The 24,140-nt window shown below is 59.4% G+C and carries 26 protein-coding genes and 2 pseudogenes; 16 read left to right on the forward strand and 12 right to left on the reverse strand.

Features of this window, described 5'->3' with window-relative positions; genetic code table 11:
- Nucleotides 1–289 precede the first annotated feature (289 nt).
- Nucleotides 290–1,336 carry an IS110 family RNA-guided transposase gene (locus F3H58_RS23825; protein ID WP_149744017.1) on the forward strand — a complete coding sequence of 349 codons (1,047 nt, stop codon included), beginning with the start codon at nucleotides 290–292 and terminating at the stop codon, nucleotides 1,334–1,336.
- A 16-nt stretch (nucleotides 1,337–1,352) separates the two neighbouring features.
- A pseudogene (locus F3H58_RS23830) lies at nucleotides 1,353–1,568 on the forward strand (integrase core domain-containing protein); the annotation flags it as partial.
- Between the two features lie 45 nt (nucleotides 1,569–1,613).
- Here F3H58_RS23830 and F3H58_RS23835 read toward each other — a convergent pair.
- The 5 genes and pseudogenes from F3H58_RS23835 to F3H58_RS23845 form a co-directional block, all read right to left on the reverse strand.
- A complete protein-coding gene (locus F3H58_RS23835; RefSeq protein ID WP_149744018.1) occupies nucleotides 1,614–2,087 on the reverse strand; it encodes a DUF8757 domain-containing protein in 474 nt (157 codons plus the stop codon).
- A gap of 84 nt (nucleotides 2,088–2,171) precedes the next feature.
- Nucleotides 2,172–2,378: pseudogene (locus F3H58_RS27830) on the reverse strand (DUF8758 domain-containing protein); the annotation flags it as partial.
- Nucleotides 2,302–2,667 carry a DUF488 domain-containing protein gene (locus F3H58_RS23840; RefSeq protein ID WP_286170037.1) on the reverse strand — a complete coding sequence of 122 codons (366 nt, stop codon included), beginning with the start codon at nucleotides 2,665–2,667 and terminating at the stop codon, nucleotides 2,302–2,304. The pseudogene F3H58_RS27830 and the gene F3H58_RS23840, both read right to left, overlap by 77 nt.
- Nucleotides 2,564–2,830, reverse strand: a complete 267-nt coding sequence (locus tag F3H58_RS27615) for a DUF488 family protein (protein WP_353619450.1) — start codon at nucleotides 2,828–2,830, stop codon at nucleotides 2,564–2,566. Before F3H58_RS27615 ends, F3H58_RS23840 begins: the two co-directional genes overlap by 104 nt.
- A 171-nt stretch (nucleotides 2,831–3,001) precedes the next feature.
- The gene (locus F3H58_RS23845; protein WP_149744019.1) at nucleotides 3,002–3,250 is read right to left on the reverse strand and encodes a helix-turn-helix domain-containing protein; all 249 of its coding nucleotides are present in this window, start codon (nucleotides 3,248–3,250) and stop codon (nucleotides 3,002–3,004) included.
- A gap of 99 nt (nucleotides 3,251–3,349) precedes the next feature.
- Here F3H58_RS23845 and F3H58_RS23850 point away from each other — a divergent pair, with 99 nt between their 5' ends.
- Entirely contained in the window at nucleotides 3,350–3,628 is a 279-nt protein-coding gene (locus tag F3H58_RS23850) for a hypothetical protein (protein ID WP_149744020.1), read from the forward strand.
- 1 nt (nucleotide 3,629) lies between these two features.
- Here F3H58_RS23850 and mnhG read toward each other — a convergent pair whose 3' ends face one another.
- The 7 genes from mnhG to F3H58_RS23885 form a co-directional block, all read right to left on the reverse strand.
- Entirely contained in the window at nucleotides 3,630–3,974 is a 345-nt protein-coding gene (gene mnhG / locus F3H58_RS23855) for a monovalent cation/H(+) antiporter subunit G (RefSeq protein ID WP_149744021.1), read from the reverse strand.
- The gene (locus F3H58_RS23860) at nucleotides 3,971–4,252 is read right to left on the reverse strand and encodes a K+/H+ antiporter subunit F (protein WP_003522772.1); all 282 of its coding nucleotides are present in this window, start codon (nucleotides 4,250–4,252) and stop codon (nucleotides 3,971–3,973) included. The genes mnhG and F3H58_RS23860 overlap by 4 nt, the downstream gene beginning before the upstream one ends.
- Nucleotides 4,249–4,737 carry a Na+/H+ antiporter subunit E gene (locus F3H58_RS23865; RefSeq protein WP_188129053.1) on the reverse strand — a complete coding sequence of 163 codons (489 nt, stop codon included), beginning with the start codon at nucleotides 4,735–4,737 and terminating at the stop codon, nucleotides 4,249–4,251. Before F3H58_RS23865 ends, F3H58_RS23860 begins: the two co-directional genes overlap by 4 nt.
- A complete protein-coding gene (locus F3H58_RS23870) occupies nucleotides 4,734–6,380 on the reverse strand; it encodes a monovalent cation/H+ antiporter subunit D (protein ID WP_188129054.1) in 1,647 nt (548 codons plus the stop codon). Before F3H58_RS23870 ends, F3H58_RS23865 begins: the two co-directional genes overlap by 4 nt.
- Nucleotides 6,377–6,712, reverse strand: a complete 336-nt coding sequence (locus F3H58_RS23875; RefSeq protein WP_020810384.1) for a Na+/H+ antiporter subunit C — start codon at nucleotides 6,710–6,712, stop codon at nucleotides 6,377–6,379. The genes F3H58_RS23870 and F3H58_RS23875 overlap by 4 nt, the downstream gene beginning before the upstream one ends.
- A complete protein-coding gene (locus F3H58_RS23880; RefSeq protein ID WP_149744022.1) occupies nucleotides 6,712–9,630 on the reverse strand; it encodes a monovalent cation/H+ antiporter subunit A in 2,919 nt (972 codons plus the stop codon). Before F3H58_RS23880 ends, F3H58_RS23875 begins: the two co-directional genes overlap by 1 nt.
- A gap of 106 nt (nucleotides 9,631–9,736) precedes the next feature.
- The gene (locus F3H58_RS23885) at nucleotides 9,737–10,114 is read right to left on the reverse strand and encodes a hypothetical protein (RefSeq protein ID WP_065654481.1); all 378 of its coding nucleotides are present in this window, start codon (nucleotides 10,112–10,114) and stop codon (nucleotides 9,737–9,739) included.
- 505 nt (nucleotides 10,115–10,619) lie between these two features.
- Here F3H58_RS23885 and F3H58_RS23890 point away from each other — a divergent pair.
- The 13 genes from F3H58_RS23890 to F3H58_RS23950 all read left to right on the forward strand — a co-directional run bounded on the left by F3H58_RS23890 (nucleotide 10,620) and on the right by F3H58_RS23950 (nucleotide 24,135).
- The gene (locus tag F3H58_RS23890) at nucleotides 10,620–12,227 is read left to right on the forward strand and encodes a globin-coupled sensor protein (RefSeq protein WP_502706424.1); all 1,608 of its coding nucleotides are present in this window, start codon (nucleotides 10,620–10,622) and stop codon (nucleotides 12,225–12,227) included.
- Nucleotides 12,227–12,526 carry an STAS domain-containing protein gene (locus F3H58_RS23895; protein ID WP_003503483.1) on the forward strand — a complete coding sequence of 100 codons (300 nt, stop codon included), beginning with the start codon at nucleotides 12,227–12,229 and terminating at the stop codon, nucleotides 12,524–12,526. The genes F3H58_RS23890 and F3H58_RS23895 overlap by 1 nt, the downstream gene beginning before the upstream one ends.
- Nucleotides 12,523–12,888: a chemotaxis response regulator CheY1 gene (gene cheY1 / locus F3H58_RS23900; protein ID WP_003493773.1), complete on the forward strand. Its 366-nt coding sequence runs from the start codon at nucleotides 12,523–12,525 to the stop codon at nucleotides 12,886–12,888. The genes F3H58_RS23895 and cheY1 overlap by 4 nt, the downstream gene beginning before the upstream one ends.
- Before the next feature lie 16 nt (nucleotides 12,889–12,904).
- On the forward strand, nucleotides 12,905–15,172 hold the full coding sequence (locus F3H58_RS23905; protein ID WP_065654479.1) for a chemotaxis protein CheA: 2,268 nt from the start codon (nucleotides 12,905–12,907) through the stop codon (nucleotides 15,170–15,172).
- Nucleotides 15,173–15,185: 13 nt separating this feature from the next.
- On the forward strand, nucleotides 15,186–16,094 hold the full coding sequence (gene cheR / locus F3H58_RS23910) for a protein-glutamate O-methyltransferase CheR (protein ID WP_149744024.1): 909 nt from the start codon (nucleotides 15,186–15,188) through the stop codon (nucleotides 16,092–16,094).
- Nucleotides 16,091–17,146: a protein-glutamate O-methylesterase CheB gene (gene cheB, locus F3H58_RS23915; protein WP_149744025.1), complete on the forward strand. Its 1,056-nt coding sequence runs from the start codon at nucleotides 16,091–16,093 to the stop codon at nucleotides 17,144–17,146. Before cheR ends, cheB begins: the two co-directional genes overlap by 4 nt.
- Complete coding sequence (gene cheY2, locus F3H58_RS23920) at nucleotides 17,146–17,535, forward strand: chemotaxis response regulator CheY2 (RefSeq protein ID WP_003503467.1); 390 nt, start codon at nucleotides 17,146–17,148, stop codon at nucleotides 17,533–17,535. The genes cheB and cheY2 overlap by 1 nt, the downstream gene beginning before the upstream one ends.
- On the forward strand, nucleotides 17,532–18,077 hold the full coding sequence (gene cheD / locus F3H58_RS23925; RefSeq protein WP_003522762.1) for a chemoreceptor glutamine deamidase CheD: 546 nt from the start codon (nucleotides 17,532–17,534) through the stop codon (nucleotides 18,075–18,077). The genes cheY2 and cheD overlap by 4 nt, the downstream gene beginning before the upstream one ends.
- Before the next feature lie 14 nt (nucleotides 18,078–18,091).
- Nucleotides 18,092–18,475, forward strand: coding sequence for a chemotaxis protein CheT (gene cheT / locus F3H58_RS23930; protein ID WP_035262798.1), 384 nt, complete (start codon nucleotides 18,092–18,094; stop codon nucleotides 18,473–18,475).
- Between the two features lie 129 nt (nucleotides 18,476–18,604).
- Complete coding sequence (gene fliF, locus F3H58_RS23935; protein ID WP_035262795.1) at nucleotides 18,605–20,287, forward strand: flagellar basal-body MS-ring/collar protein FliF; 1,683 nt, start codon at nucleotides 18,605–18,607, stop codon at nucleotides 20,285–20,287.
- Between the two features lie 370 nt (nucleotides 20,288–20,657).
- Nucleotides 20,658–21,389: a transcriptional regulator VisN gene (visN, locus tag F3H58_RS23940; protein WP_065654475.1), complete on the forward strand. Its 732-nt coding sequence runs from the start codon at nucleotides 20,658–20,660 to the stop codon at nucleotides 21,387–21,389.
- A 53-nt stretch (nucleotides 21,390–21,442) separates the two neighbouring features.
- The gene (visR, locus tag F3H58_RS23945; RefSeq protein WP_188129057.1) at nucleotides 21,443–22,144 is read left to right on the forward strand and encodes a transcriptional regulator VisR; all 702 of its coding nucleotides are present in this window, start codon (nucleotides 21,443–21,445) and stop codon (nucleotides 22,142–22,144) included.
- 143 nt (nucleotides 22,145–22,287) lie between these two features.
- On the forward strand, nucleotides 22,288–24,135 hold the full coding sequence (locus tag F3H58_RS23950) for a methyl-accepting chemotaxis protein (RefSeq protein WP_149744027.1): 1,848 nt from the start codon (nucleotides 22,288–22,290) through the stop codon (nucleotides 24,133–24,135).
- The last annotated feature ends 5 nt before the right edge of the window (nucleotides 24,136–24,140 follow it).

A 24,140-nucleotide genomic window follows, 5' to 3' on the forward strand; every position in this document is an offset into this window, starting at 1 on the left:
ACAGGGGCGTGCAATACGTGTCGATCAAGTATTCCGAACGGTTGGCAGAGGCAGGTATCGAACCTTCCGTCGGAAGCGTCGGCGATAGCTACGACTGTGAATGTGCTATTGCAGCCTGATGGCCTGACCCAAGTTATGATTGATCGCGTGTCATTGCGTTGACGTGTCGACCATCACGTTGCCCCGGCACTGGCGAGACGTGACTTCATAGGAGCTTGACGGTTAGCGTACCATCACAGTCCTGTCCTCTTCGATCGGTGCTTGGGTCATTCTAACGGAGAGGCACCTAATGGATCACATCATCGTCGGGGTTGATACCCACAAAGCCAATCACATCGCCGTTGCCATCAATGGGCACGGGGCGCGTTTGGACACCATCACGATTCCAGCAACTCGGAAAGGATACTCGAACCTGCAGGCCTGGGCGTCCGAGCTTGGCCAAATCAGAGCCTTCGGTATTGAGGGTACCGGTTCCTATGGTGCCGGCTTGTCACGGGAGCTGCTGGCTCATGGACATACGGTTCTTGATGTGATGCGTCCTAACCGACAACTCCGCTATCTTCACGGCAAATCAGACAGCCTCGACGCCGAAAGCGCGGCACGATCAGTTTTGAACGGGCAAGCAACTGCTTTGGCAAAGGCCCAGACTGGAACATCAGAAATGATCCGGCACATCAAAGTCGCCCGTGACAGTGCTGTAAAGGCTAGGTCGCAGGCGATGATCACCTTACGAACGTTGATAATAAATGCGCCGTCCGACCTGCGTGATGCACTCGACCAGATCAAAGGGCGAATCGCCTTAATCCGTCACATAGCCGCATTTCGACCCGGCGAGATACTTTCGCCGAACTCGTCGGCGAAAGCTGCCATGCGGTCTATCGCCCGCCGTTGGTTGATGCTGCACGAAGAAATCTCAGAGCACGAACGCCAGCTCGACCACTTGGTCACCGACAGAGCTCCTGCATTGATCACGTCGTTCGGCATCTCGACGATGACAGTCGCCGAGATGTTGATCCTGATCGGCGACAATCCCGAGCGCATCAAATCGGAAGCTGCGTTGGCAAAAATGTGCGGCATCTGCCCAATTCCGGCGTCCAGTGGCAAGACCAACCGAATGCGGCTCAATCGAGGTGGAAATCGACAAGCAAATGCCGCCGTCTATCGTGTTGCGGTCGTTCGAATGCGTGATGACGACCGAACCAAAACATACGCGGCGCGTCGAACCGCAGAAGGCAAGACCAAGCGAGAAATCGTTCGATGCATAAAGCGATATATCATCAGGGAGATATACCAATATCTCTGCGCGCCATCTGCTTCCAAACCTTCTGGGCCTTGACAGATATAGGAGCATCAACGCTCTCGCCGAAACGATCAACGGCCTTTACAAGGCTGAGGTCATCCATCGCCGAGGACCATGGCGCAACTTCGAAGCTGTGGAGTTCGCCACGCTGGAATGGGTCGATTGGTTCAACAACCGGCGTCTACTGGAGCCCATTGGAAACATTCCGCCTGCAGAGGCCGAGGAACGATACTACGCCATGCTGGACGCACCAGCATTGGCCGCATAACTTAAACCAAACGGTCTCCGGCAAAGCCGGTGCGGTTCAGAGAGCTTAGAATTGGAAGCCTGTTTGGTACGCCCCTTGATCAAGGCGGACAATTCCAAGAAGTGTCCATTGACGGGGTCGTTTAGCTAGAGTTCCCAGCACTATCGCTACACCTTTCGCCATATATTCTTCTTCATACTTTTCCTTTAGGCGGCGAAGCGCATCTTTTTCGCCGTACGCCTTACTCCAACCAAAGAAGGCAGCGTGAGTTTCCCAGTCTCCGCATTGGTGAGTATGTCGCCCGCCTAATTTGTCCGTAAATGCGAAGCTCAAAGCGTACGGTGTCGGCTCAAACGCTTCGACTTCACGGTCTAACATGTTCACTTGCTTTGCAGCTCTGATGTAAGCGGCCTTTTCGGCGGCGATTATCTGCTGTTGTTTGCGACGGTATATGAATTTTAGAGACACTGGGCGTATAGCCGTCAAGGATCGCCCGAGAGTCGCCGCCTCTTCAACAGTAGAAGTGATCAGTGGCTCCAATATCGCTTGCTTATCGGCCCCCCGCGTTGGGCCCAAGTTTCTCAATGTTCCTTGGAGAACTTTACAACTCTCAACACGCTTATCGTGAGCGTTTGGAACGTAGTCAAAAGAGACATTGTCCCACCGATTAAACTCTTCACCACCATGGCGATAGCGAATGGGATACAAGCGCTTCTATTTGCCATCTGGGGTGATGCCGGCGCAGCAAACCGTCTCAGAGTGCCCACTGCTCGGACGGGGCAAAGCTTTTACTAGAATTGTGACTTGGCAGTTTTTCCGGGTTAAGCTCATACCTGTCCATTTTATCAACAAATAAGTCGAAAGAAACTAAATCATAATCCTTAAGTTGAGTCGCCACAATCTGGCGATGGCAAGTTTTGGGGTCGCGCTCATAGCACATTAGGCAAGTCATTTTATCTTGAGCAACTGCCGCCACTTCTCGAACTGCCTGTTGTGCGGCCTCTGTCGCTAGATGTTCATTGAATATTTTGCGAAATGTTACGAAGTCGCCCTGCACGAGCAGCTTCTCTACCTGGCTTGGGGTCACCCAAATGTTTAGCGTGAACATAGCAGATACCATGCTTCTCCAATCGAGCGGCAAGACTGTTTTTTGAGAACCCCTTCTTCCGTGAGACGGTTACTGCTCGCACATCTATTAGAACCTGCACCCGCGCCACTTTAAGAGTTCTTACAAAGTCATCGATCGTCGAGCCTTCGTAGCCGATGGTCATTACGCTCGTCATATATCTCTCCTTTCATTCCCCAAGGCATTGGTATGTTAGATATGGTTTGTGAAGCTTGCCCGAGGGTCTATTCTGCGAGTGCTTTGCTATTATCACATGAAATTGGCAATATTCTGCAGGGTTTTGATATCACTATGCGATGGTGGTCTTCGAGAAATCCATAGCGGACTGCTATTGTTTATTTATTCCAACAAGCAATAGTCGAAAAAGCGCGATTGGGTCTTCACCCATCGCATTCGCCAATTTTACAAACTCAACGACGTCTATTCGCCTTTCAGCTCCTTCAGCCTTTGCCACATAGGACTGAGGCTTTCCCAGCCGATCTGCGACTTGCTGCTGGGTTAACCCTGCTTTTCGCCGCGTGTCGGTCAGTATCTCAACAAGAAGCCGATACTCGGTTGTATGTGTAGACTTTGTCACGCGCTCCAGACCCGAAATTTCAGGAGCTCACGGATTAATCCTGATTTGGAATTATCCCATTATGGGATATATTCGTGCGGATTTGCATGGAGTGGGGTCATGGAGCTATCCGCGTCAAGCTTGCTTTTAATTGGGGTAATTGGAGCATGTGGGCTATTTGCTTTTATATATGTCACTTGGCAGCAAGCTGTGCGACCCATGCTTGTCCCGCGCGCCGAGATAACGCGCATCGCCGATATCTTAAGCAAGACATATGGAAATGCTGCCGAGGAATTCGCGGTCATCGAGGAAGATCGCGCCTGGCGATATTCCCAAAATTTCGAACAAGGCAAATGGCGGCGGGTGCGCGCGGAGCTTCACCGCCGTAAAGAGCCTTAGCCTAAAGATGCTCCCGATTATCCGTATTCTGCTCCGCCCGGTCCCGATAAAGCGCAGCCCGTCCCAGCAGCATCAGGGAAACCGGGGTCGTCACCGTCATGAAAATGCCGATGAAGATTTCGTGGAACGCGAAGCGGTCGCCGGAGACGGAGAAATAGACGATCGAGGCCATGACGATGCCGCCGGTGCCCCAGCTGGTGCCGAGTGTGGGCGCATGCAGGCGCTCATAGAAGCTGTTGAGCCTGGCAAAGCCGATGGTGCCGATCAGCGTCAGCGAGGCGCCGAGCAGGACGAAGAAGGCCACGGCAATGGCGGCCCAGAGGGGAAATTCGTGCGCCTCGCTCATTCGATCACCTCCCCGCGCATCAGGAATTTGGAAAGGGCGACGGTGGAGACGAAGCCGAGGATGGCGATCAGCAGCGATGCCTCGAAATAAATGTCATTGCCGGTGCGCAGGCCGAAGGTCAAAAGAAGCAGCATGGCGTTGACATAGAGCGTATCCACGCCCAGCACGCGGTCCTGCGCGCGCGGGCCGATGGCGATGCGATAGACCGAGATTGCCATGGCGATGGCGAGCATGAACTGCGCCAGCGAAAAGGACCAGAAAAGGATAATCGAACTCATTCGAATATCTCCATCAGCAGTTTTTCATAACGGTTCTTGATGAGGCTTATCCAGGCCGCCTCATCCACATCGTCGAGAACGTGAAGCAGCAGCGTGCCCTGGCTGGAATTATATTCGAGCCATGCGCTTCCCGGTGTCGAGGTCAGGATCGTCGCCAGAACCGCAAGCGCCATCGGATCTCGAATATCGAGCGGCACGGCCAGGAAGCCGGATTTGCGGTCCCTCTCGCGCTTGAACAGGATAATCTTCACGACCGAGAGATTGGACCTGACAATATCGTAAAGCACGATCAGGATGAGCTGCACCAGCCTGTGCCAGTTGCGGATGCGGGGCTTGGCGGGCCTAAGCGACGCCATCGCCCAGGAGGCGACAAGCGCAACACCGGTGCCGAGCAGCAGATGCCCCGGCGAAAAGCTGTTGATCGTCATCCAGAAGAAGATCAGCGAGATCGTCAGCAGCGGGTAGGGGAGGAGACGGCTCATCATGGCTCTGCCTCCGGGTTGCTTCCCGCTCGGGGTGCGGAAATGACGCCCTGAATATAGCTTGCCGGCAGGTCGAGAATACGCGCCGTTTCCTGCATGTATCGCATTACCGGTCCTGCCTGCACGGTCATGGCAAGCGTCAGGCCGAGCAGCAGCATCACGGGGGCGATTTCGATAACGAGCACGCGGGGCACGGTTCCTTCGATGGAGGCCCAGAAGGTGCGGATGCCGGCGCGCGTCATCGAGATCAGCGAGGCGAAACCGGCAAAGACGATCAGGAAAACCAGCCACCAGGACAGCGTGGAAACGCTGTCATTGGCACCGAGCCCGGAAGGATTGAGAATGGCGGTCAGCATCGAGAATTTGGCGATGAAGCCCGAAAGCGGCGGCAGGCCGGCGAGAAGAATGCCGCAGGCGGCAAAACAGGCACCGAGCACCGCCATGGTGGCGGGCATGGTCACGCCGACCTCCTCTTCCTCCTCTTCCTCGTCGCCTTCGCCATAGGCCTCCATGGTCACGGCCAGAACGTTCGCGCCGGCATCCTGTCCGCGCTCGACGAGCTCGATCAGCATGAAGAAGGCGCTGATGGTGAGGGTGGAGCTGACCATGTAATAAAGCGCGCCGGCCGCAACCGTGGGATTGCCGGTGCCCATGGCGGCAAGCAGCGTTCCCGACGAGACGAGAACCGAAAAGCCGGCAAGCCGCCCCAGCGCCTGCGATGCCAGAACGCCGATAGCCCCGAAGATGATGGTGGCGATGCCGCCGACCAGCAGCGCATCATGGCCGAAACCGGCCGATTCCCCGGCCGTCTGCCCGAAAAGCAGGAAGGACAGGCGGGCGATGACATAAATCCCGACCTTGCTCATGATGGCGAAGAGCCCGCCCACCGGGGCCGATGCCGCGCCATAAGCGGAAGGCAGCCAGAAATTGAGCGGCCACATGCCGGCCTTGACCAGAAAGGCGATACCGAGGATGGCCGAGCCGGTTTCCAAGAGCACGCGCTGATCGGGGTTGAGCCCTTCGATGCGATGGGCGAGATCGCCCATGTTCAGCGTGCCGGTAACGCCATAGATGAGGCTGACGCCGATCAGGAAGAACAGGGCGGCGACGAGGTTGATGGCGATATAATGCAGCCCGGCCTTGACGCGCTGCTGGCCGGAGCCATGCAGCAGCAGACCGTAGGACGCGGCCAGCATCACTTCGAAGAAGACGAAGAGGTTGAAGAGGTCGCCGGTCAGGAACGCGCCGTTGACGCCCATCAGCATCATCTGGAACAGCGAATGGAAATGCGCGCCCGACCTGTGCCACTTCGCCATCGAATAGATCAGGGACGGAATGGCAAGCAGCGCCGTCAACAGCACCATCAGGCCCGAAAGACGGTCTGCGACGAGCACGATGCCGAAGGGCGCCGGCCAGTTGCCGAGCAGATAGACACCGCTCGACACCACGGCCGCGATCTCGGTATTGACCGTCGAGTTCACCTCGCGGAACAGCAATATGGCGACCACCAGCAACAGCACGGTCGAGGTGAGGCTGATGGCGGCTTTCGCCACGCGCTGGCGCTCGTCGAAGAACAGCAGAAGGGCCGCGGTAATCAGCGGCAGCAGGATAGGCGCGATGACGATGTGGAAGGGGAACGACATCATTTCGTCTCCCTCCCGTCCACGTGGTCGGTGCCGGTGAGGCCGCGGGCGGCAAGCAGCACGACGAGGAACAATGCGGTGGTGGCAAAACCGATGACGATGGCCGTCAGCACCAGTGCCTGCGGCACGGGGTCGGCGAGCGTGGAGCTGTCGACGCCGTTGACCAGCACCGGCGGCGCATTGGTCTTGATGCCGCCGACGCCGAAGATGAAGAGATTGACGGCGTAAGACAGCAGCGAAAGCCCGACGATGACCTGATAGGTGCGCGGGCGCAGCACCAGCCAGACGCCGGAGCCGGTCATGATGCCGATGCCGATGGCGAGAATGAGTTCCATTACACGTCCTCCGCTTTTGCGGCTTCAGGCGTGCGAACGCGGTAGTTACGCAACGATTGGTGTGCCAGTGCTATCAGGATAAGAACAACGGAGCCGACGACCAGCGAGAAGACGCCGAGGTCGAACAGCAGGGCGGACGCCGTCGGCATTTTGCCGATATAGGGTATCTCCGTATACTGGAAATAGGAGGTCAGGAACGGGTAGCCGAAGTACCAGGAGCCGATACCCGTCGCCGCCGCCATCAAAAGGCCGAAACCCATCCAGCGCAGCGGCAGGATGCGGATGCGGTCCTCCGCCCAGCGTGCCCCACCGGCAAGATATTGCAGCAGGAAGCCGATGGCCATGGTGATGCCGGCCGCAAAGCCGCCGCCCGGCAGGTCGTGCCCGCGCATGAACAGGAAGATCGAGAAGGTGATGATGACCGGGAACATCCACTGCATCACGATGGACGGCACATAGAGATAGTCGCGAACCGTATCGCCATTGCTGCGGTCTGGCCGTTCGGCATCGAAGGCGTTCTGCATCTGCTGCTGTTCCGGCACCCCGATGCTTTCATGGGCGGGGCGGAAACGGCGAAGCAGCGCAAAGACGGTGAGCGCGACGATGGCCAGCACCGCTATTTCGCCGAAGGTATCGAAGCCACGGAAGTCGACGAGGATGACGTTGACGACATTGGTGCCGCCGCCTTCGGTATAGGCGCGTTCGAGGAAATAGGTCGCAATCGCGTTCGGCACAGGCAGCGTCATCACGGCATAGGCGATGACGGACATGCCGATACCGCTGCCTGCGGCGAGCAGGAAGTCGCGGGCGCGGCGAAGCTGCGCCGGCAGTTCATCGCTGCTGTCGACCTTCTCGACGCGTTTCGGCAGCCATCTGAGGCCGAGCAGGATAAGAACCGTGGTGACGATTTCCACCAGCAGCTGGGTGATGGCCAGATCCGGCGCGGAAAGCCAGACGAAGGTGAGGCAGGTGACGAGGCCCGAGACGCCGAGCATGACGAGCGCGGCGAGGCGATGATATTTCGCCTGCCAGGCCGCACCCATGGCCGCGATCATGCCGATCAGCCAGAGAATGGCGAAGATCGGATCGAAGGTCGTGACGCGCGGCAGCGACAGGGAGAATTCCGAAAGGAAGAGAGGCGAGAAACCGGCAAGAAGCGCCACGAGGATAAGAAGCCTCAGCTGCGGCTGCAGACGCCGCGTGCCGAGCGTGCTTTCCAGCCACCGCGCCCATTTCCAGGACACGGTGACGAGAATGCGCTCGAAGATGCGCTGTCCACGCAAATGCCGGAAGACCGGCGGGCCGTCGTCGCAGCGCGAGAAATAACCGCCGAGCAGGGCATAGATCGTAACCCCGCCGATCAGCGCCGCGATACTCATGATCAGCGGCAGGTTAAAACCGTGCCAGATCGACAGGCTGTAGACCGGCGTTTGCGCGCCGAGAACCGAAAGCACGGCCGAATGCAGGAACGGGCCGATGGAGAGGCTCGGAACGATACCGACGATCAGGCAGGCAAAGACGAGGAATTCGATGGGGAAACGCATCCAGCGCGGCGGCTCGTGCGGATGCGGGTTCGGCAGATCGACGGGCTTGGGGCCGAAGAAGACCGTATGGATGAAGCGCAGCGAATAGGCGACGGCGCAGGCGCCCGACAGCGTCGCGACATAGGGCAGGGCCCGGTCCAGCAGCGAGTCGGCATGGGTTTCGACGGCCTCGGCAAAGAACATTTCCTTGGAGAGGAAGCCGTTGAACAGCGGCACGCCGGCCATTGCCGCACTTGCCGCCATGGCGAGCGTCGCGGTTGCGGGCATATAGGTATAAAGCCCGCTTAAGCGCCGCATGTCGCGGGTGCCGGTTTCATGGTCGATGATGCCGGCCGCCATGAAGAGCGAGGCCTTGAAGGTGGCGTGGTTGACCATGTGGAAGATGGCCGCCACTGCCGCAAGCGGGCTGCCGAGGCTGAGCAGCGTGGTGATGAGGCCGAGATGGCTTATGGTGGAATAGGCCAGCAACCCCTTCAGATCCTGCTGGAACATGGCGAAATAAGCGCCGAGCAGCAGGGTTATGATGCCGGCCGCGCCCACGAGCCAGAACCATTCCGGCGTGCCCGCCAGCACCGGCCAGAACCGTGCAAGCAGGAAAACCCCGGCCTTCACCATGGTGGCTGAATGCAGATAGGCGGAAACAGGTGTGGGCGCCGCCATGGCGTTGGGCAGCCAGAAATGGAACGGAAACTGCGCGCTCTTGGTCAGCGCGCCGCCGAGGATGAGGATGAGCGCGGGCACATAGAGGGAATGGGCGCGGATAGCCGCACCGGCCTCGATGATCTTGTCGAGATCATAGCTTCCCGCCATATGGCCGAGGATCAGCAGGCCCGCCAGCAGGCTGAAGCCGCCGATGCCGGTCACGGTCAGCGCCATGCGTGCGCCGTCGCGCGCACCCGCGTTCTGATGCCAGTAGCCGATCAGCAGGAACGAAAAGATGCTGGTCATTTCCCAGAAGATCGACAGCAGGATGACGTTGCCGGAGAGCACCACGCCAAGCATTGAGCCCATGAAGGCGAGCAGGAAGGCGAAGAAACGGGGAATCGGGTCTTCGGCCGACATATAATAACGCGCGTAGAGCACCACCAGCAGACCGATGCCGGTAATGAGCATCGTGAAAATCCAGGCAAATCCGTCCAGCCGCAGGGTAAAGTTCAGGCCGAGTTGAGGCAGCCATTCCACATCATACTTGAGAACCGCGCCGCCGCTGACGCTCGTATAAAGAAAAATGCTGCTGACAAGGCCGAAAAGGGCGACTGCGCCCGCAACGGAGGCGGGACCGGCGGCCGCACCCTCGCGCGGCATGAAGGCCGTCAGAAGCGCGCCAACGAAGGGCAATGCGACAATGAATGGAAGAATGGTTGCAAGTGTCATATGCGGCGGCGGTTTTCTCTCTGGAATGGGAGCCTACGGCGGGTTTCCGACGACTCCGATCCCTCAAGGTTCGCAATGAACCGAATGATGAGGACCGCCGGAATGACTAATACATAATATGCGGAGGCGCGCGTGGAACCACGCTGGCAAAGTCTCGGAAAGCTTGTGGCACGATGGCAACAGCAACGAACGAGACGTCCGCATTATCCCTGAGGCTTGGCGTGGGTGAGGCAAACGCGTCCAGGCGAAGGCCTGAACCGGCATCGCCGGTCCTGCAGCCGAAATCATTGCCGCTATCGCAATCCTTTTGGCGAAGAGAAAGGGAACGGCCAGGATCGACGCTCTGCAATCGTTCGAGACGGCTGGTTTTGGAAAGGGGCTTGACGCCGGCCGGCGCCTGAAAGCCGATCATGACCAGCAGGCTCGCGACCACGAGACCGATCAACACTTGCGGATGGCGCCTTGAACTGCGGCTTTTCTCCATCCATGGCAAGTTGGCATCTCCTTGATCGTAAAGGTCTCTTTAAAGCATCACCGTTGAGCGAATATCCTGTTGATTTGTTTTAGGGGAAGCCGGACATGCTTGTCCAGCGCGCATGCGGGAAAAACCGCCCGCAGCGTCCGATTCCTTTTCGTTTTTGCCCGTTTGCGGCAAAGTGAGGGCGGCATTGGCTAAAAGCTTTTACAAATTTTACCGTTTGACGCCGACGCCTGTGTTTCTTAACTTTCAAGCAAGGAATTAACCATAAAGATTGATGGTATTTCCACGGCGGAATGGGGTTCTCTCCCCTTCCAGGCATGACGCCGCACTGCCGTACCGGTGCCGATCCGGTATTTTCGTTTCTTGGTTCAAGAAGGTCTGGCAGGCGTCGATGCCGCATCGTCCGCGATGGGTATGTTCGTTCAAAAATCCCCTTAGGGTGCTGGCGTTCTGAACCTTGGCCAATTTGGCCGGGTTTTACCGGCCGTCATGTTGTTGGGGACGTCGGTTGGGGCAGGATTTGCCATCAGATCAAGCGCGCAGATCGGCAGGCGGAAGCCTGGCGGGACGGTTGCGTTTTGCCGGCCTCGACGAGACGCAATCCGATTTCCTGCGCAATTATCGCAGCATGCTGGAGCCTTACGTCAAGGCCGGCCTTCGGGACGTGATGACCCGTTTTCAGTCCATGCCGGACTGTTCTCCGTCTTTCGAAAGCGAAAACCAGCTCGACCGGCTGCACGATCTGCAATCCTCGCATTGGAGCGTTCTGACCGATGCGCGTTTCGACGCGCTCTATGCCGAGCGGGTGAAGGTTCTTTCCGACAATGCCAGCCGCATGGGGCTCGATCCGCGCTGGCAGATCGCCAGCCACGCGGTGGTTCTGGAACATCTCGTCGGCGGGCTGGTGGCCGAACACGCGCCGCGCTCCATCCTGCCCGGCAACCGCAAGAAAACCCGTGAACTGGCGGAAGCCGTCAAGAATGTCGTCCGTCTGGTGATGGTCGATACCGAAATCGCTGTCTCGCTGCGCTTCAACGAATTGCGCCTGCGCCATGGCCGCGAACTGGCGGAACAGCGCGACAATGACCGCTCCGAAGCGGCGAAGTTGCTGGGCACAGCGCTGACGGCCTTTGCCGCAGGCGATTTGCAGGCCCGCATCGACGGAGAAGTGCCGGAAGCCTATCGCGATGTTGCGGCTTCCTTCAATACGGCCCTGGAAACGATTGGCGCATCGCTGATCGCGGCGCAAAACAGCATCGGCGAGGCCGAGGCGCTCGGCGCGCGCTTTGCCGATATGGGCCGCTCCATGGCCGAGCGCTCCCGCCAGCAGGCCGAAGCCCTTGCCGAAACCTCACGCGCCATCCAGACGATGATCGGGAACGTTGCGGAAAACGGCGCGCGCATATCGGCTACGGAAACGGCTGTTTCCCGCGCCCGCGAGGCGGCGGTCGAAAGCGGCAAGGCTATCGGCGAGGCGATTGACGCCATGTCGGACATCGAACAATCCGCCGAACAGATCGGCAGGATCATCGGCACGATTGACGAGATTGCTTTTCAGACCAACCTTCTCGCCCTCAATGCCGGCATCGAGGCGGCGCGCGCGGGTGAAAGCGGACGTGGTTTCGCTGTCGTCGCCCAGGAGGTGCGGGCGCTCGCCCAGCGTTCCGCCGACGCTGCAAGGGAGATCAAAAGCCTTGTCGGCACCACCAAGACGCAGGTTGAGGGCGGCGTGCGCATGGTCAACCGCACGCAGGACGCAATCGGCGGTGTCGTCCGGCAGGTCTCTGGCATCAACGAGATGATCGCGGAAGTCTCCCGGCATACGGCCGAGCAGGCCGGCGAACTGCAATCGGTTGCCGCCGATATTGGCGAGCAGCAAAGGCAGGCCGGCCGGAACGCCGTCGATATCAGCGCGAGCGCTTCCGAGGCCGACGCGCTTCAAACCGTTATTCTGGAACTCGGCCGCACCATCCGCGAATTCCGCATCGCCCGTCAGGGGCAGGCGAGAGCGGCGTCCGGTGCGGACCGGCAGGACACTTCATTTATGGCCCGTGCGGATAATCGCACGGATTACGGCCAGGATTACCAACAATTCAGACGTCAGGGAGTCATGTAATGGCAGCCAGAAAAGCAGCTGAGGCGACGCTGAAACTGTCACCGGTGCTGGATCTCAACGAAGCATCGGCCCTGCACGGCAAGCTGATGACGTTGAGGGGAGCACCTTTGTCGGTAGATGCGTCCGAGGTGGAGCGTATCGGTGCGCTTTGCGCCCAGGTCCTCATGGCCGGCGCGAAATCCTGGGAAGAGGATGGCAAGCCCTTCGGTTTTGCCAGGGTGTCCGATGCATTCGACAAGACGATGAAACTGATAGGCGTCGATATTGACCATTTGCTCCCCAAGGAGATGCAAAAGTGAAGAAAAAAGTTCTTACCGTGGATGATTCCCGGACGATCAGGAACATGCTCCTGGTCACGCTCAACAATGCCGGTTTCGAAACCATTCAGGCTGAAGACGGCATCGAGGGCCTCGAAGTGCTCGAGCAGAGCAACCCCGATGTTATCGTGACGGACATCAACATGCCCCGTCTCGATGGTTTCGGCTTCATCGAGGGTGTACGGCGCAACGAAAAGTATCGTGCGATCCCGATCCTCGTCCTGACGACCGAAAGCGACGCAGAGAAGAAGAACCGCGCCCGTCAGGCCGGTGCGACGGGCTGGATCGTCAAGCCGTTCGACCCTGCGAAACTCATCGATGCCATTGAACGCGTAACCGCCTGATACGGGACATTTCACGATGGATATGAACGAAATCAAGGAAATCTTTTTCCAGGAATGCGAGGAGCAGCTCGCGGAACTGGAATCGGGGCTTCTTAAATTGAATGACGGCGACCGCGATCCGGAAACCGTCAACGCCGTTTTCCGTGCCGTTCATTCCATCAAGGGCGGGGCGGGTGCCTTCGGTCTCGATGATCTCGTGGCCTTCGCCCACGTTTTTGAAACGACCCTCGACTGCGTCCGCTCCAACAAGCTGGAGCCGACCCAGGATGTTCTGAAAGTCATGCTGCGCTCCGCCGACGTGCTGGCGGACCTGACCAATGCGGCAAGAGACGGCGGCAGCGTCGATGAAAGCCGCACCCGCGGCCTCGTCAAGGAGCTGGAAGCGCTGGCAAACGGCGAAACCGTGCAGGTTTCCGCGCCTGTGGCAGCGCCTGCCGCCGTCAAGGCGCCGCAACCCGTCGCCCCCAAGCCGACGGATGAGAGCGGCTTCGAGCCGATCCCGTTCTCCTTCACGGACTTTGCCGACGAAACCACGCCGTTGATGGAAGCTCCGTCCTTCCAGATCACCTTCAAGCCGCATGCGTCGCTTTATTCGAAAGGCAACGAGGCAGCTCTTCTCCTGCGCGATCTTTCGCGCATCGGCGAAATGAGCATCAATTGCGACATGTCGGAGCTGCCTTCGCTCGACAAGCTCGATCCCGAAGCATCCTATCTTTCCTGGACGGTTTCGATTGCGACCGACAAGGGCGAAGAGGGCATCCGCAGCGTCTTCGAATTTGCCGAATGGGATTGCGATCTCGAAATCGTGCCGGTTGTTTCGGATGCCGCAGACGACGCGGAAGAGCTTCCGATGATCCCGGTGCCGTTCGATCTTTCGGCCCTCGATAGCGGACCGGAAGAGCAGCCCGCTGTTGAAACCGCCACGGCTGAAGCGTCTTACGTTGCAGCAGCCGTCGAAACGGCCGTTGCGACGACGCAGATCGCCCAGAGCGTCAATGCGGCAATCGAAAAGCGTGAAGCGGCGGCAGCGCCTGCCGCAGCCCAGGCGAATGCCAATGCGGCGGCCAATGCCAGCGCCGGCCAGACCATCCGCGTCGACCTCGACCGCGTCGACCGCCTGATCAACCTCGTCGGCGAACTCGTCATCAATCAGGCGATGCTCTCGCAGAGCGTCATCGAAAACGATGCGAGCGGCACGTCTGCCGTCAATATGGGCCTCGACGAGCTGCAGCAGCTGACGCGCGAAATCCAGGATAGCGTCATGGCCATCCGCGCGCAGCCGGTGAAGCCGGTGTTCCAGCGCATGTCCCGTATCGTCCGCGAAGTCGCCGACATGATCGGCAAGCAGATCCGCCTCGTCACCGAAGGTGAGAACACGGAAGTCGACAAGACGGTCATCGACAAGCTGGCCGAACCCCTGACGCATATGATCCGCAATGCCGTCGACCACGGCATCGAAACGCCGGAAAAACGCGAAGCGGCGGGCAAGAACCCGGAAGGCACCATCAAGCTTTCGGCCAAGCACCGTTCGGGCCGCATCCTGATCGAGCTTCAGGACGATGGCGCCGGCATCAACCGCGAGCGCGTTCGCCAGAAGGCAATCGACAACGATCTCATCGCCGCCGATGCGAACCTGACGGATGAAGAGATCGACAATCTGATCTTCGCGCCGGGTTTCTCCACCGCTGACAAGATTTCCGACATTTCCGGCCGCGGCGTTGGCATGGATGTGGTCAAACGCTCCATTCAGGCGCTTGGCGGCCGTATCAGCATCTCCTCGCGCCCCGGCCATGGCTCGACCTTCACCATGAGCCTTCCGCTGACGCTCGCCGTTCTGGACGGCATGGTGGTAACGGTCGCCGGCCAGACGCTGGTGGTGCCGCTGACGGCAATCGTCGAAACCCTGCAACCGGAAGCGAAGAACATTCATTCCTTCGGCGCGAACCAGCGGCTGATCTCCATCCGCAACTCCTTCTGCCCTCTGGTCGATGTCGGTCGCGTGCTGAACTTCCGCCCGACCCAGGCCGATCCGGTCGAAGGTGTCGCCCTTCTGGTGGAATCGGAAGGCGGCGGCCAGCGCGCCCTGATGGTCGACGCGATCCAGGGCCAGCGCCAGGTCGTCATCAAGTCGTTGGAAGCCAACTATACCCATGTTCCGGGCATTGCCGCCGCCACCATTCTCGGTGACGGACGTGTCGCGCTCATCCTGGATGTCGATGCCATCGTCAGCGCCTCGCGCGGACAGCCCCTGAAGCAGGAAATGTCGCTTGCGGCGACGGGTTGAGAGCGGATCGTTCATGGCAGCACTTAATTTCAGCGATCAGCGCCAGTCTCCCGACGAGGTTCTTGCCAGCGGCGAATACCCGTTGACGAGACGCGACCTGTCGGAAATCGCGGCGATGATCTATGCCGATGCGGGCATCTATCTCAACGACACCAAGGCGTCGCTGGTCTATTCCCGCCTGTCGAAGCATATCCGCAATCTCGGCCTGTCGGGTTTTCGCGAATATTGTTCATTGGTGTCCTCGCCGGATGGCGCGCAGGCGCGGCGCGAAATGCTGTCGCACCTGACGACGAATTTCACCCGCTTCTTCCGCGAGAACCACCATTTCGAACATCTGCGTGACGAAGTCCTGCCGGGCCTCATCGCCCGGGCGAAGAGCGGCGGACGTGTCCGCATCTGGTCGGCCGCCTGTTCCGACGGGCAGGAACCCTATTCGATCGCGCTGACCGTGCTTGCCATGTTCCCGAATGCGGCGGATTACGATTTCAAAATCCTGGCGACGGATATCGACCCCAAGATTTTGGCGCAGGCCCGGGCAGGGGTCTATGACGACAATGCGCTCGAAACCGTATCTCCCGCCATGCGCAAGCAATGGTTCACGGAAGTCGATGCCGGCGGTCGCCGCAAGTTCCGTATCGACGACAAGGTCAGGCGCCTCATCACCTTCAACGAATTGAACCTGATGACGCAATGGCCCTTCAAAGGCAATTTCGACGTCATTTTCTGCCGCAACGTCGTCATCTATTTCGACGAGCCGACGCAGATGCGCATCTGGTCGCGTTTTGCCGGGCTGCTGCCGGAAGGCGGTCATCTTTATATCGGGCATTCCGAACGCGTTTCCGGTGACGCCAAGAACCTGTTCGACAATACGGGCATCACCACCTACCGCTTCACTGGCCACGCTTCGGGGAGGAAGGCATGAGCGCACTCGCACGGGTACTCGTCGTTGATGATAGCCCCACCATGCGCGGCCTGATTTCGGCTGTCCTCAAGGCCGATCCGGAAGTCGAAGTGGTCGGACAGGCCGGCAACGCCATGGAAGCGAGGGCCGCCATCAAGCAGCTCAACCCCGATGTCGTGACGCTCGACATCGAGATGCCGGAAATGAACGGGCTGGAATTTCTCGAAAAGATCATGCGCCTGCGGCCCATGCCGGTCATCATGGTCTCGTCGCTGACCCATCGCGGCGCGGATGCTTCGCTGGCCGCGCTTGAAATCGGCGCCTTCGACTGTGTCGGCAAGCCGGCGCCGGGCGATGCGCGCCCCTTCGGCGATCTGGCCGACAAGGTGAAGGCCGCCGCCCGCTCGCAACACGCCGCCTACCGCGCGGCGCGCCCGGAAGCCGCAGCCGCGCCGCAGCCGGTCCCGGTCAGTGAATATCGGGCTGGGCGCAAGGTTGTGGCCATCGGTTCCTCCACGGGCGGTGTCGAAGCGCTGATCGCCGTGCTGCAGAAATTCCCGGCCAATTGCCCGCCGACCGTCATCACCCAGCACATGCCGCCGACCTTCACCAAGAGTTTTGCCGAACGGCTGAACCGTATCTGCGCGCCCGTGGTGGAAGAGGCGACGGACGGTGCACGTCTTCAGACCGGCAAGATCTATCTTGCGCCGGGCGGCGAGCGCCATTTGCAGATCGCCAACCGGTCCGCACCCTGCTGCCGGCTCCTCGAACGCGATCCCGTCAACGGCCACCGACCCTCCGTCGATGTGCTGTTCGATTCGGTGGCCGAGCTTGCCGGCCGTAACGCCGTCGGCGTCATTTTGACCGGCATGGGCCGCGATGGCGCAGCCGGGCTGTTGAAGATGCGTCATGCCGGCGCGCGCACCGTCGGTCAGAACGAAAAAACATGTGTCGTCTACGGCATGCCCCGCGTGGCCTATGAACTTGGCGCCGTGGAACAGCAACTCCCGCTGGCCTCCATCGGCGAAGAAATCCTGAAACTAACCACTGCCCGTAAAGAAGGTGCTGACTAATGTCTCTCGCAGAAAAGATCAAAGTTCTGATCGTCGACGATCAGGTGACCAGCCGGCTGCTCCTCAGCGATGCGCTGACACAGCTCGGCTTCAAGCAGATCACCGCCGCCGGTGACGGCGAGCAGGGAATGAAGATCATGGAGCAGCAGCCCCATCATCTCGTCATTTCCGATTTCAACATGCCGAAGATGGACGGTCTCGGTTTCCTGCACGCCGTCAGGGCCAACCCGACGACCAAGAAGGCCGCCTTCATCATCCTCACCGCGCAGGGCGACCGCGCGCTGGTGCAGAAGGCAGCCCAGCTCGGCGCCAACAACGTGCTGGCCAAGCCCTTCACGATCGACAAGATGCGCGCTGCCATCGAGGCGGTTTTCGGATCGCTGAAATGATTGAAGCTGCGGCCAAGCGCGTACATATCATTCAGGGCGAGTATAAGGTCGTCAGCGATCCCGATGTGGTGCTGACGACGATACTCGGTTCGTGCGTGGCCGCCTGTCTGAGAGACCCTGTTGCCGGCTTAGGGGGCATGAATCACTTCCTGCTGCCGGGAACGGGAAATGTGACCGGCGGAGATGCCACGCGTTACGGCGTACATCTCATGGAGCTCCTGATCAACGGCCTCCTGAAGCAGGGGGCGCGGCGCGACCGGCTGGAGGCCAAGGTTTTCGGCGGCGCAAAGACGATCGCCAGCTTCTCCAATGTCGGCGAGCAGAATGCCATCTTCGCCATGCAGTTTCTGAAGGATGAAGGTATTCCGGTCTTAAGCTCCTCCACGGGCGGGGACCACGGCCGAAAGATCGAATTCTGGCCGGTCTCCGGGCGCGCGCGTCAGCATCCGCTCAGCGGTGCGGAAACCCAGAAGACGGTTGCCATGGAAACGCGTCCGGTGCCGGCCCCCAAGCCAGTCGCCAACGACATCGAATTTTTCTAGTCACGGAGTTTCCAATGCAGCTTGCAGAGCACACCGCCGCCACTCCGTTCGAAGAAGCCCTGCCGGACGTTCTGATGCGCGTGGTATCGGAACTGCACGACGTCGCCTATCTCATCGAGCGCATCGAGCCGCAATTGCTTGAAGTGACCAGTGGTCAATTGTCCAGTGAAGGCGTCAAGCTGTTGCAGGGCATCGACCTTGCCGTCCAGAAAACCCGCGGCCTTGCGGAATTCATCGATACCATCACCGGTTCCATCCCCGGAGACTGGATCGTGGATGTTTCCACCGCCCTAAGCCTGGTCAAGCTGGCCGAAATGCAGAAGGCGCTCGGCGCGGCCTTCCGCCATGGCCATTCCCAGCCGCTCGACAAGGCCTCGGGCGACTTCGACCTGTTCTAGAGTTATTTCCGTCAGCGTTGCCGTCCTTCGCGGAATGCGGAGAAAGGCAACGCTCGCGCAAGCTTCGCACCCTATTGTCACGACGGGGCCAAAAGGTCTCGGACTCTATGAATGACGGTGCGGAACAGAATGAATCTGTTAAATCAAATCCCTCAGGTCTTGAAGAATGTCGCGGCGCTGGGGCAGACACGGCTGCTGATGCTGGGCGGCGTGGGCGTTGTGTCCATGGCCATCATCCTTGCCGCAGCTCTTTACGTGAACCGTCCCGCTTACGAGACCCTCTATGTGGGACTTGAAAAAAGCGACCTTAACAAGATCAGCATTGCGCTTGCCGAATCGGGTCTGGACTTTCAGGTGGGGACCGATGGTTCCAGCCTTCAGGTTCCTGTCGGCCTCACCAGCAAGGCAAGATTGCTTCTGGCTGAGCGCGGCCTGCCCGACAGCGCCAATGCCGGTTATGAGCTTTTCGACAATGTCGGCTCTCTCGGCCTGACCTCCTTCATGCAGGAAGTGACGCGCGTTCGCGCCCTTGAGGGCGAGATCGGCCGCTCCATCCAGCAGATTGACGGCATTGCGGCCGCACGCGTCCATATCGTCATGCCTGACGTCGGCAATTTCCGCCGTGGCGAACAGAAGCCCACCGCATCGGTCATGATTCGCGCCAGTGCTTCGGCCGGCCGCAAGGCGTCCGCATCCATCCGCCACCTCGTCGCCTCGGCCGTTCCCGGCCTTGAAGTCGATGATGTGACCCTGCTTGATTCGACCGGCCAGCTTCTCGCTTCCGGCGACGATGTCACCAATGCCGCCATGAACCGCTCGCTGACGCTGGCGCAGAATGTGCAGCAGGAAATCGAAACCAATATCGACAAGGCGCTGGCGCCTTTCCTCGGCATGGACAATTTCCGCTCCAGCGTTACGGCGCAGCTGAATACCGACAGCCGTCAGATTCAGGAAACCGTCTACGATCCGGAATCGCGCGTCGAGCGCTCCGTGCGCACGGTAAAGGAAGACCAGAAGTCCCAGGAAACGCAGCCGGATACGGCCGCGACCGTGGAACAGAACGTACCGCAGGCAGCGCCCCAGGGCGGCGGCGGCGGTCCGCAGTCCTCCGACCAGTCGGCCAAGAAGGAAGAGCAGACCAATTACGAGATCAATTCCAAGACGGTAGCCACGGTCAAGAACGGCTACACTGTCGAGAAGATTTCGGTCGCGGTCGTCGTCAACAAGGGCCGGATCGCCAAGATGGTCGGCGAGCCCGCCGATCAGGCGAAGATTGACGCCTATCTTGCCGAAATGCAGAAGATCGTCACCTCGGCAGCGGGCATTTCCTCCGACCGTGGCGACATCGTCTCGCTGACGGCGATGGACTTCCTCGAAACGCAATTGCTGGATGAGGCCGCAACCGGCCCGGGCATCATGGAAGTGCTGAGCCGCAATTCCGCCGGCATCATCAACTCGCTCGCCTTTGTCGCGGTCGCCTTCCTTGTCGTCTGGCTCGGTGTACGCCCTCTGGTCCGCACGGTGACCGGCAACGGTGCCGCCGCAGGTCAGCTCAGCCAGGAGGCCGCTGGTCTCGAACTGCCGGATTTCTCTCCCGGCATGGATGCGGGCGCAGGCGGTCTCATGGAAGGCTTCGGGGCGGACTTCGGCTTCGACAGCACCGACGACCTTCTGGCAGGCGGCGATGGCGAGGGCACATTCAACCGCCGGGTTCGCGAAGGACCGGAACGCAGGCTCTCCCGCATGGTGGAAATCAGCGAGGAAAGAGCCGCCAAGATCCTGCGCAAATGGGCGGTGGAAAAAGCAGCATAATATCGAAAAGGCCGGTTTTACCCGGCCTTTTTCCCGTTTTTGGGCTTTTCGCTATGCTTGGCGGGCGAGCCGTGGCAATCTCGTTTCAGCACAGTGTTTACAAAAAATTCAGCAACGATACAGTTTGCTGGGAATTGGCTGAGAATGCCGTTTATGGATTGAACAGCTTTTCAGTATGTTTTTTTAGTAATAGACGAGCAGGGAAATACGTGGAAAGGCTGGTGTCAGGTAATGGCAAATCCCAGTCCGTTCCATAAAATGAAGTGATTCGGTCTCCGGGGGCTTGCCGTCCCATTTTGGTAAGCTTCTCGAATGGAATGATTCCATCCCGAGGTATAATCTCCCACTGGGAGCAAGAGGGCGTAGGCGATTGAAAGTCGATGTTGATATCCGCAGGCTGTCTGCCAAGCCTATGGAGGGCATGGGTAAGCCCTTGCCGCGCGATCAGCTTGCTAAAAACGTCGCAGCCACGGCTGCTGCCGGTAACGTTGCAGGCGCACTGGATCTGCTCGTAACCTACGCTGGCGCCTCGCATTATCTGCTGGCGCGGGATGATCTTCTCGAAGAAACCGGACTGAAATTCATCGTCACCTCCGACTGGCCTTTCGATCTGGTCCGCAGGCTTGGTGTCGAACTGGCCAACAGCCAGAACAGATCGAGCGAAATGGAGAAATGCCTTTCGCTTCTGCAGCCGCGGCTGCTCTTCCTTCCGGACGATGTTTCGGTTCCCTACGGCATAGACCGGCAATATTCGGCGCTGTCTTTCTGTGTGGGACGCATCCGGCTTTCGCTGCTGCTGCTGTTTCCCGAAGAAGCGGTGCCTTCGCCGGAAAGACTGCGCGAAATCGCCCTGCTGACGGGCTATTGCGTCAGCTTCGGCATTGCCAGCGAAGCAAAAACCGTGCGCGATATCGATCTCACGGAGCGCGAGCTCGAATGCCTGTTCTGGATCGCGGAAGGCAAGACGAGCGATGAAATTGCGATGATCCTTGGCATTTCGCGCAATACGATCAATAATTACATTACAAGCGTGATGCGTAAAACCGCGACGAAAACCCGCTCGGAGGCAATTGCCTACGCCGTGCGCAACAACCTCGTATAATGGTCGGACGGATGGTACAGACGAAAGACAATGAGGGTTCAGGTCAGACGGGCATGTTTTACCGCAGCCCTGTCGTGACGAGCCGGTCGGATCTTTTTCCGAAGCTCGTCGCCATGCAGAAGCTGGTCGGCGCGCGCAATTTCGTGGTGACGAAGGCTGCGGCTTCCGGTTTCCCCAACAAGAAGAAGCTGACCTGCGAGCTGGAAAACTGGGGCATGAATGCCGCAGAGCAGAGCGCGCAGTTCATCCGCGCCGTCGGCGACATTCTTCTCGATCACATCGAGACATCGCTCCTGCCGGTCATCTGGCGCAACAAGAATGCCGGCGGCTTTGCCGATCTTCCCGATGTGCCCGCACTTCTGCGCCGTATCGAGAACGACACATTGCCCTATGCGGGGCTCGCGCTCCCGGTGCGGCTTGGCACCATCGGCAACGGTTACATTGTCTTCTGCGGCACCAACCTCGTTCTCGACAATGAGGTCGTGATCGAACAGCACATCAAATGCTGCGAGATCATGGTGGACATGCTGGCGCTGGACGAGCGCAAGGTGGCGCCTTCCGAGGCGCTGAGCGAGAGGGAAATCGCCTGCCTGCAACTGGCGGGGGACGGCCGTATCAGTGAAGAAATCGCGGTCAAGCTCGGGCTTTCCGTGCACACCGTCAACGCCTATCTCGGTTCGGCGACGATCAAGCTCGATTCCGTCAACCGTATCCAGGCGATCGCCAAGGCCATCCGGCTCGGTTATATCCACTGATCGTGGACGGGGTTTCCCGTCCCTCACAAGCCGGCAGGCGCCGGCCCGGCTTGTGCCCCCCTAAAAGGCGCTATCGACGCTTCGCGTTTTTTTAACAGTTGCCTACTAGAACTTTTATAAGTTTGGCTTTGGGGAACTGTTTCATGCACAACCGGCTCTTTAAGTCCGTTGCCGGCAAGGTCGTCGCGTTGACGATCGGCCTGATCACGCTCAGCGTGGCGGCAGTTGGTTTTTCGACCTACATTCGCTTGAAGGACAACATCATCACCACCGCGCTGCGTGATACGCACAGCGCAATGCGCAGCATGGCGATCCTTTACGAACTGAAGGTCGGCGGCGTCGCCCTCGAAATGGTGGATGGGGACCTCAAAAGTGTGGGTCGCGCCAGCATCGGAACGATGCGCGACAATGATCTCGTCGACCGCACGGCAGCCGGTAACGGCGGTATTTCTACCGTGTTTGAAGCCAAGGGCGGCGAGTTCATTCGCATGACCACCAATCTGAAGAACGAAAAGGGCGAGAGAGCAGCCGGCACCAAGCTTGCTACCGATCATCCCGCTTTTGCGAAAGTCTCCAAGGGTGAGGCCTATTTTGGCACCGCCACGCTGTTCGGCACCAGCTACATGACCGGTTATATGCCGGTTACGAACAAGACCGGCGCAACGGTCGGCATCCTGTTCGTGGGCGTTCCCATGGATGTCTACGATGCGCAGATATACAGCCTGCGCGACATGATGCTGATCTGCGGCGCGCTCGCCATGCTTGGCGTCGGATTGCTCGCCTATTTCGTCATCAAGCGCACGCTTCAGCCGCTTGGCAAGCTGACCGATGCGGTGAAGTCCCTTTCGGACGGCAATCTCGACACGCCGATCCCCTACGCCACCAACACCAATGAATTCGGCAACATCGCCCGCGCGCTGGTGATTTTCCGCGAGAATGCGATCGAGAAACTGGCGATTGAAGGCAAAAGCGCCGAGGAACGCTCCGCAGCCGAATCCGAACGTCACCGCAACGATGCCGAGAAGCAGGAAATGGACAGCCAGATCGAATTTGCGGTCGGCGAGATTGCTTCCGGTCTCGGCAGGCTTTCGCGTGGCGATCTGAGTCGCACGATCGAGACGCCTTTCGCTGGTCGTCTTGATCGTCTGCGCACGGATTTCAACGAATCCCTTCTCAACCTGCGCGATGCGCTGGGGCAGATCCGCGAGCGCACGCTCATCATCCAGCATAGCGGCTTTGAAATCGAGCAGTCGTCAGTCGATCTGTCGAAGCGCACCGAAAATCAGGCCGCCTCGCTGGAAGAAACCGCCGCCGCCGTGGACGAAATCACGGTTACCGTCAGATCGTCGGCCGAGCGGGCGCGGGAGGCCAATGAGGCCGTGCGCATCACCAAGCAGAGCGCCGACAGTTCCGGTTCGGTCGTCAGCAACGCCGTCGACGCCATGGGCCGCATTGAAGACGCCTCGCGCAAGATCGAGCAGATCATCGAGGTCATCGACGACATCGCCTTCCAGACCAACCTCCTCGCCCTGAATGCGGGCATCGAGGCGGCGCGTGCGGGCGAGGCGGGCAAGGGTTTTGCCGTTGTGGCGCAGGAAGTGCGCGAGCTTGCCCAGCGCTCCGCCGACGCGGCTCGCGAGATAAAGCAGCTCATCAACCAGTCGACGCATGAGGTCAGTTCCGGCTCGAAGCTGGTACAGGAGGCGGGCACGGTCCTCTCCGCCATCAGCCAGCAGATCGTTACCGTCAGCCAGCATGTCGAAACCATCGCGACGGCGACCCAGGACCAGTCCTCCGCGCTTCATAACGTCAACAGCTCCGTCAACCAGATGGACCAGATGACGCAGCAGAATGCGGCGCTTGCCGAACAGTCGAGCGCGGCCAGCCGGGTGCTTTCCGGCGAGGTGGAAGCGCTGCTCGATCTGGTGCAGCGGTTCCAGATGGAACAGGGTTCGGCGACCGGCAGGGATCGCTACAATCAGGCGGCCTGATAGGT

Source organism: Rhizobium sp. NFACC06-2 (assembly GCF_900101425.1).
Lineage (GTDB): Bacteria > Pseudomonadota > Alphaproteobacteria > Rhizobiales > Rhizobiaceae > Agrobacterium > Agrobacterium leguminum.

Coding starts and splice junctions, on each gene's coding strand:
- visR (WP_188129057.1), top strand. CDS start 21,443: ATGTTTTACCGCAGCCCTGTCGTGACGAGCCGGTCGGATCTTTTTCCG.
- cheR (WP_149744024.1), top strand. CDS start 15,186: ATGGCAGCACTTAATTTCAGCGATCAGCGCCAGTCTCCCGACGAGGTT.
- mnhG (WP_149744021.1), bottom strand. CDS start 3,974: ATGAGCGAGGCGCACGAATTTCCCCTCTGGGCCGCCATTGCCGTGGCC.
- F3H58_RS23895 (WP_003503483.1), top strand. CDS start 12,227: ATGGCAGCCAGAAAAGCAGCTGAGGCGACGCTGAAACTGTCACCGGTG.
- cheT (WP_035262798.1), top strand. CDS start 18,092: ATGCAGCTTGCAGAGCACACCGCCGCCACTCCGTTCGAAGAAGCCCTG.
- F3H58_RS23905 (WP_065654479.1), top strand. CDS start 12,905: ATGGATATGAACGAAATCAAGGAAATCTTTTTCCAGGAATGCGAGGAG.
- F3H58_RS23850 (WP_149744020.1), top strand. CDS start 3,350: ATGGAGCTATCCGCGTCAAGCTTGCTTTTAATTGGGGTAATTGGAGCA.
- F3H58_RS23840 (WP_286170037.1), bottom strand. CDS start 2,667: ATGGTATCTGCTATGTTCACGCTAAACATTTGGGTGACCCCAAGCCAG.
- F3H58_RS27615 (WP_353619450.1), bottom strand. CDS start 2,830: ATGACGAGCGTAATGACCATCGGCTACGAAGGCTCGACGATCGATGAC.
- cheY2 (WP_003503467.1), top strand. CDS start 17,146: ATGTCTCTCGCAGAAAAGATCAAAGTTCTGATCGTCGACGATCAGGTG.
- cheD (WP_003522762.1), top strand. CDS start 17,532: ATGATTGAAGCTGCGGCCAAGCGCGTACATATCATTCAGGGCGAGTAT.
- F3H58_RS23880 (WP_149744022.1), bottom strand. CDS start 9,630: ATGACACTTGCAACCATTCTTCCATTCATTGTCGCATTGCCCTTCGTT.
- fliF (WP_035262795.1), top strand. CDS start 18,605: ATGAATCTGTTAAATCAAATCCCTCAGGTCTTGAAGAATGTCGCGGCG.
- F3H58_RS23825 (WP_149744017.1), top strand. CDS start 290: ATGGATCACATCATCGTCGGGGTTGATACCCACAAAGCCAATCACATC.
- cheB (WP_149744025.1), top strand. CDS start 16,091: ATGAGCGCACTCGCACGGGTACTCGTCGTTGATGATAGCCCCACCATG.
- F3H58_RS23865 (WP_188129053.1), bottom strand. CDS start 4,737: ATGATGAGCCGTCTCCTCCCCTACCCGCTGCTGACGATCTCGCTGATC.
- F3H58_RS23950 (WP_149744027.1), top strand. CDS start 22,288: ATGCACAACCGGCTCTTTAAGTCCGTTGCCGGCAAGGTCGTCGCGTTG.
- F3H58_RS23885 (WP_065654481.1), bottom strand. CDS start 10,114: ATGGAGAAAAGCCGCAGTTCAAGGCGCCATCCGCAAGTGTTGATCGGT.
- F3H58_RS23870 (WP_188129054.1), bottom strand. CDS start 6,380: ATGATGTCGTTCCCCTTCCACATCGTCATCGCGCCTATCCTGCTGCCG.
- F3H58_RS23875 (WP_020810384.1), bottom strand. CDS start 6,712: ATGGAACTCATTCTCGCCATCGGCATCGGCATCATGACCGGCTCCGGC.
- F3H58_RS23860 (WP_003522772.1), bottom strand. CDS start 4,252: ATGAGTTCGATTATCCTTTTCTGGTCCTTTTCGCTGGCGCAGTTCATG.